2 protein-coding genes and 1 pseudogene are annotated in these 2,333 nt (G+C 63.3%); 2 read left to right on the top strand and 1 reads right to left on the bottom strand.

Annotated elements, in window-relative coordinates:
* Positions 1 to 1,439 (top strand): tyrosine-type recombinase/integrase (locus tag QMO14_RS33135; protein WP_301512371.1); only part of this gene is annotated, 1,439 nt, incomplete at its 5' end.
* A 157-nt stretch (positions 1,440 to 1,596) separates the two neighbouring features.
* Here the strand turns inward: QMO14_RS33135 and QMO14_RS33140 are convergent.
* On the bottom strand, positions 1,597 to 2,169 hold the full coding sequence (locus tag QMO14_RS33140) for a zinc-binding dehydrogenase (RefSeq protein WP_367618195.1): 573 nt from the start codon (positions 2,167 to 2,169) through the stop codon (positions 1,597 to 1,599).
* Positions 2,170 to 2,177: 8 nt separating this feature from the next.
* Here QMO14_RS33140 and QMO14_RS33145 point away from each other — a divergent pair.
* Positions 2,178 to 2,333 (top strand): annotated as a pseudogene (locus QMO14_RS33145) (LysR family transcriptional regulator); the annotation flags it as partial.

A 2,333-nucleotide genomic window follows, 5' to 3' on the forward strand; every position in this document is an offset into this window, starting at 1 on the left:
ACACCCTGGCCGAACTGGCGCGCAAGCACCAGGTGGCCGAGGCCGTCATCGCGCGCCTGCGCAACTTCATGGACGCCGAGGCTCTGCGCGCCATCGCCGACGGCGTGGGCTTGCGATGGTGGGCGCACGTGCCGGGCATCGCCCAGCTGAAAGCCACGCGCATCGTCGACTGGCTTCGCAAGCATGAAGAAGAAATTGGCCTGCGCATCGGATCGCACGTGGCCACGCAGCGCACGCACCTGCAGCCCGGCGAGCTCGCCCTGGTCGTGCGCGCATCAACCTCAGTGGTTCCGTTCGAGAAATTCAAGATGCCGCCCGAGCTCGACGGGCGCGCCGGCGTCTTTCGGAACCCAGGGCCGAATCTCCTTGGCGTCGACAACGACTTGGCGGCCGTCGAAATGTGGCTGCGCAGTAAGCGGGCAGGGGAGGGCGCCAAGGAAAACCCGACGGTACGGTCCTACCGCAAGGAGGCGGAACGACTGGTGCTGTGGGCGATCCTGGTGCGGAAAAAGCCGATCTCATCGCTTGACGTAGGCGACGCGAACGCCTACTTGTCATTCCTCCAGTCACCACCGCCCGATTGGTGCGGCGCGCGTCACCATCAGCGTTGGTCGCCCCTTTGGCGGCCGCTGGAAGGGCCGCTTTCTGAGGCGTCATTGGGCCGCAGCCATTCGATTCTCAAAAGCCTTTACGGCTTTCTTCAGTCGCAGTCTTACTCCATGGGGAATCCCTTCAGCGCGGTCTCTCTCCCGCGGGAATCGGGTAGGCCGTTGGGCTCAAGCCGTACGCTCTCGCCTGCCCAGTGGCGTGCGGTAACGACCGGCCTCAATGCGGACCAATCCTCAGCGGGGCGCCGGCTTTCGCGAGCGGCGAACATCCTCTATTCCACGGGACTGCGGCTGTCCGAACTGACTGGTGCCACCTTCGGTCATTTGGACTGCGTTGAAGTCGAAGGTATGGATCGTCCAGAATGGTTGCTGACGGTCGTGGGGAAAGGGAAAAAGGTTCGCGAAGTTCCACTGCCCCTCCACCTGGTGGACGAGCTCAGCGCCGAGCTGCGCGCGGCCGGCCTACCGGCTGACCCAAAGGCGCCATCGAATTCGAAAATCCCGCTTCTTGCAGCTTTCAGCGAAGGTCTCGAAGGATGGGGCGCGTCCGGACTCTATAAGGCGATCAAGAAAGGATTGTGGCGCGTCGCAGATGGCCTTGAAGCGGAAGACGCGAAGCAGCTTCGAGCGGCGTCGCCGCACTGGCTGCGACATACCCATGCTTCCCACGCCTTGAACGGTCGCGCTGGCCTTGAACCAATCCCGCTGCAGATAATTCAAAACAACCTCGGCCATTCATCGGTTGGAACGACCTCTGGTTACCTGAAGACGGAGCGCAACGACAGAGTGCGCGCCATGCAGAAGTTTTGGGCTAATGCGGAACGACGTTGATCTCGTCAGTGCGACATCAAATTTTCGTGGCTGAGACAACGCGGCCCCCGATGCCATGCCACGGCATTGCGCAGCCATGCAGTCCGTCCACGGCAAAATGCGACCGGCCGGCGGCGGCCACGAGCGGACATTGGATGATGCAGCCGGAGAGCCGCCGTCAGCGGCCCGGCTTCAGGACCACCTTGGTCCAGCCTTCATTTCGCTTGTCGAAGTTGTCGTAACCTTCGGGCGCTTTCTCGAGCGGCAGCTCGTGCGAGACGATGAACGCCGGGCTGACCTTGTCCTTCTCGATCAGTTTGCTGAGGAAGCGGTTGTAAGCCTTGACGTTGCACTGCCCGGTGCCCATGCTCTGGCCCTTGAACCAGAACATGCCGAAGTCGAACGGCATCTTGCCGACCCGGCCGAGCTTGTCTTCTGAGCCCGGGTCTTGCGGCACGAACACGCCGACGCAGCCGATGCGGCCGGTGAACTTCACGGAGGCAACCAGGTTGTTCATCGTGAGACCCGGCACCTCTTCGCGATGCAGGTTGCAGCACTGGTAGCCGACGCATTCGCAGCCCCGGTCGGCCCCCTTGCCGCCGGTCAGCTCCATCACCTGCTCCACGCCGTCGCCCTCGGTGTTGTCGATCGGGATCGCGCCAACCTTCTCGGCCAGCGCCAAGCGGTCCTGCTGGGTGTCGACGATCATCACTTGGCTCGCGCCCTTGGTAACGGCGGAGAGCGCTGCCATCAGCCCGACCGGCCACGTCGAAGCGCGCCTTCACCGTCGGCATGACGGACATCGGCGAGATCTATTTCCTGCCCAGGCTGATGAAGGAGATCGCGCGCGTCGCGCCCCACGTGTCGCTCAGCACCGTGCGCAACACCGCGGTCAACCTACAGGACGAGATGGAG

The organism is Variovorax sp. CAN15 (genome assembly GCF_030462475.1).
GTDB lineage: Bacteria > Pseudomonadota > Gammaproteobacteria > Burkholderiales > Burkholderiaceae_C > Variovorax.

Bases quoted from the DNA above. Each gene is read 5' to 3' on its own strand.
- QMO14_RS33140 (WP_367618195.1), bottom strand. From the start codon at position 2,169: ATGGCAGCGCTCTCCGCCGTTACCAAGGGCGCGAGCCAAGTGATGATC.